General features: G+C 32.3%; 4 protein-coding genes. All 4 read right to left on the reverse strand.

Annotated elements, in window-relative coordinates:
- Nucleotides 1-347, reverse strand: a 347-nt coding sequence (locus tag QM536_09220) for a hypothetical protein (protein ID MDI9357188.1), incomplete at its 3' end; no start/stop codon positions are given.
- A 190-nt stretch (nucleotides 348-537) separates the two neighbouring features.
- On the reverse strand, nucleotides 538-2,136 hold the full coding sequence (locus QM536_09225) for an NADH-quinone oxidoreductase subunit M (GenBank protein ID MDI9357189.1): 1,599 nt from the start codon (nucleotides 2,134-2,136) through the stop codon (nucleotides 538-540).
- Nucleotides 2,137-2,195: 59 nt separating this feature from the next.
- The gene (locus tag QM536_09230; GenBank protein MDI9357190.1) at nucleotides 2,196-3,074 is read right to left on the reverse strand and encodes an NAD kinase; all 879 of its coding nucleotides are present in this window, start codon (nucleotides 3,072-3,074) and stop codon (nucleotides 2,196-2,198) included.
- A gap of 33 nt (nucleotides 3,075-3,107) precedes the next feature.
- Nucleotides 3,108-4,286, reverse strand: a 1,179-nt coding sequence (locus QM536_09235; GenBank protein ID MDI9357191.1) for a pyridoxal-dependent decarboxylase, incomplete at its 5' end; no start/stop codon positions are given.

Below are 4,286 nucleotides of genomic sequence, written 5' to 3' on the forward strand. Positions count from 1 at the left end.
TCTATTAATAAATATTCCGAACCATCTTCTCTATTTACACATATATCTAATCTTCCCGAAGTCCCATGACCAGATGGATATACTTTTTCTAATATTATATTTTCGGGTTTATAACCTTTTTCAAGTAATTTATCTACACATTCTAAAACTACGGAATCTTCGGGTTTGGTAATCTTTTGAATGTATTTATCGTAAACTTTAATTTTGCCACCGTAATCAATAATTTCTTTTTCAATATCAATTTCAATAGCATAATCATTTGTATATTTTTTAATATATACAGATGCGGAATTTTCTTTGGGTAAAAAATTAAGTAATTTCAGTTGTAATAAGATATACTGAGACATACGATATAAGTTATGAGTTGTGAAGTATATGATTCAAATAATATATATAAAATAAAAGGTAACTATGTATCTACAACTACCTTTGTGTCTTTTGTGTAACAATAAAAAATATACCGCAAAGGTCTACTTTAAAATGGAAAGGCATGATATTTTATTATATGTTTGGGTAAAGTGAGTAATTTATTATTCATTATTCATAATTAAAAAAAGGGATAAGGCGGTTGGTAAAAGGGTTTAGTATTTCCAAAAGGGTATTTGGAAAGATTCCTAAGAGAAGTATTAAGATAATAAGTGGTATAAAGAGTATCCATTCCTGTGTAGTAATGTCTTTGAGGATAAAAGATGTGGGTTTATTTTTGAGAAAAAACTTTCCTAAGAACATTCTTTGAAGGGTCCATAGATAATAGGTTGCTGATATGAGTAATCCAAAAACAGCAATTATAGTAAACCATACGGAGAGAAATTTATTAGAATGACTGGAAATAAAAGTTCCGAGTAAGACAAAAAATTCTGCTATAAAAGCGCTGAGTCCTGGTATTCCTAATGCGGCAAAAAAGAAGAAGAAGGTTATTTGAGAGTAATTTTTTATATGGGAAGCGAGGCCGCTGAAGTTTTCTATGTCTTTGCTGTCGGTTCTTTCTTGAATAATTCCTACTAAAAAGAATAAGCCCGCAGCAATAAATCCATGGGAGACCATTTGAAAGATTGCACCCGCAAGTCCTTCTTGGGTACCTGATGCTATTCCTAATATAACAAATCCCATTTGTGATACGGAGGAATATGCTATCATTTTTTTGAGGTCTTTTTGAGCAAGGGCGTTCAGTCCTGCATAAATAATAGATATTACAGCTAGTATTCCTAATAAAGATGCGGATGTTTTGAGCATATCGGGGAAAATAGGGAGAGCAATTCGGATAATTCCATACCCACCCATTTTTAATAAGATCGATGCGAGTATTACAGAAACAGGAGTTGGTGCTTCTACGTGAGCATCTGGTAACCAAGTGTGAAAAGGAAAGAGAGGAAGTTTTATGGAAAAGCCAAGACAGAGCAGTAAGAATGCTATTTTTCGTAAAGAAATGCCCATAATCAGTGTTTCATTTTCAAGAGAAAGGAGAGAGTTTGGCAGAAAAGAGGCAGGATTGGTCATTTTTATGATATCGAAGGTGTATTGTGGCAATGGGTTGGAAGTATCTTTGGTAATAGAAAATGCTAAGCATATCATGACCATCAGTATAAATAAAGAACCGAGTAATGTGTAGAGAAAGAATTTTATAGAAGCGTATTCTCTTTTTTCTCCTCCCCAAATTCCTATTAAAAAATACATAGGCAACAGCACTAATTCAAAAAATACATAGAAAAGAAAGAAATCAAGGGATAAAAAAGTTCCATAAATAGCAATACATTCTAAAAAAAATAAGTAAAAAAAATTTTTAGAGTATGTTTTTCGAAGACAGTAGAAAGATACTAACAGAAGTACTAATGAGGACATGCAGAGAATAGGTAAACTCAATCCATCTACTCCGAGATAATAGTTTATTTCCATAGTTCCCATATCTCCTAATGGGAGAGAAATCCATTTTTTTTTTTCTATAAATTGAAATACTTCATTTTCTGTATTTTTTTTATACCAAAAAAGGGTCATTACCATTGTCAGTAAAAATTGTATACCTGTAATAAAAACAGGAATATATTCTACATATTTTGTTTGTTTTTTGGGGATAAAAAACAATAGTATAATTCCTAAGATAGGAATCCATATAAGAGTAGATAATATGGGAAAACTCATAAGTGACAGGAGTATTTAAGTATAAAAAGTATCAATATAAAAGAATGATTGGTTTATTTTTAATTTCTATAATCTAACCCCCAGTTGAGTTTGTTTCTCAGAGTATCTATGTAAAGAGAATTTTCCAGTTGAATAATATCCACAGTAAAAGTAGATTTTTTAATAGTTATTTTGGTATCAGCATGTGTTACTGACCATCGAGAATCCAAAGAAATGATGATATTTTTTTTTTGGTCTCTAGTATCTACTTCTAGTGTTATTTCAGATGAATCAGGAACAATAATAGGGCGAATAGTAAGTTGGTGGGGGCTAATGGGAGTAATGATAAAGCATTCTGTTTTTGGAAAAACAAAAGGACCTCCACAGCTCAATGAGTAAGCGGTAGACCCGGTAGGAGTAGAAATGATGAGTCCATCAGCCCAGTACTTTGTTAAAAGGGTATTGTTTATATAACAACTAATTTTAATGAGCGAGGCGGAATCTTTTTTGTTTATAGTAAACTCATTGAGGGCGAAATGTATATCGGGAATACCTTTTTTATCCGTTTCTATATGTAGGAGGGTTCTTTTATCACGAGTATATTTTTTTTTAAAAAATAATTCTAATGCTTCTTGTATTTTTGTCTTTTCTATATTTGCTAAAAAACCCAGTTTTCCCATATTTATTCCTAATATAGGTACCCCAAGGTTTTTTACGTATGTAACAGTTTCTAAAAAAGTTCCATCACCTCCTAAGCTCAATATGGCATCATAGTTTTGAATGCTTTGCTCGTCAACTATTTCTAATCCCGTTTTATCAATTTTTATTTTATCAAGGCATTCAGATAAAAGAGAGGTTATGCCTATAACTGATTTTTCTTTTTGTAAGATATTTATAATCTGTTGAACGAATGGGATTGTTTCTGAAGAGAGTTTTTTTCCGTGTATAGCTATTTTCATGTATTTTTTGTGTTGTTTAGTAATAAGTTTATTCTATTTCAAAGTAAGGGAAGTTTTTTGTATCCATCCCCATGCTTCTTCTGCATGTCTTTCTTCGAGATAGGTATTTCCAAAGATAATACGTATCCAGTATATATTTTGTATTTTTGTATGAGAGAGGTATATTTTTCCACTGATGTTGAGTTGAGAAAGTAGTTTTTCATTCAGCTTATTTAATGTATCAAGGTCTAAAGTAGAACTTGGGTTATATCTAAAAACGATGGTGTTCAGTTTTCGGGGGCAGAGAAGTTGAAAATGTTGGTCATTTTTAATTTTTTGTTCAAATATACTTGCAATATGTATATGCTTGCGGAGAGTTTGTTGCAGTCCATTTATACCGTAGCTTCGGATAACAAACCAAAGTTTGAGAGATCTGAATCTTCTACCTAATTGTACTCCCCAATTAGAATAGTTATTGGCTGTTTCAGTGGTAGTAGTTTTGAGATATTCGGGGGTAATTTGGAGAGAGCGTATGAGTAAATTTTTATTCTTGATAAAATGGAAAGTGCAATCAAAGTTTACAAACATCCATTTGTGGGGATTAAATACAAAGCTATCTATATATTCTTTTCCTTTCATTATATTTCTTTCTTCGGGGAGGAGAAGGGCAGTTCCTGCATAAGCAGCGTCTACATGAAGCCATATATTATATTTTTTACAAATAACACCTATTTCTTGTATGGGATCAAAGGCAAGCGTACTGGTGGTACCTAAAGTTGCTACGACTGCCATAGGTGTAAAACCATTTTGAATATCTTGTTCTATTTGTTTTTCTAATAGAGAATGATTCATACTCAAAGAATCATCTGTTGGTATTTTTATGAGATTTTGGCGTCCTATACCGATAATTTTTATTGTTTTTTCAATAGAAGAATGTGCTTCAGATGAACAGTATACTCTCCATTTTTCTTGTTTCAAAAACCCCTGTTCGTTTATTAAAAAATTACTTTTAACTTCTCTTGCTGTGATGAGAGAACTGATAGCGGCTGTAGAAGCACTGTCTTGGATAACGCCTTCCCATGTTTCGGGTAAATCCATTGCTTTTTTGAGCCATTGGCTTATTATTTCTTCTAACTCCGCAGCTGCTGGAGATGTTTCCCATATCATACACTGAGCGCCTACTGTTGCAGTGAGCATTTCTGCTAAAACAGATGGATAGCTAGAATTTGCAGG

This window comes from Chitinophagaceae bacterium (genome assembly GCA_030053935.1).
GTDB lineage: Bacteria > Bacteroidota > Bacteroidia > Cytophagales > JASGCU01 > JASGCU01.

What these genes read in the sequence shown, in the direction of transcription:
- QM536_09225 (MDI9357189.1), bottom strand. Translation starts at nt 2,136, where the DNA reads ATGAGTTTTCCCATATTATCTACTCTTATATGGATTCCTATCTTAGGA.
- QM536_09230 (MDI9357190.1), bottom strand. Translation starts at nt 3,074, where the DNA reads ATGAAAATAGCTATACACGGAAAAAAACTCTCTTCAGAAACAATCCCA.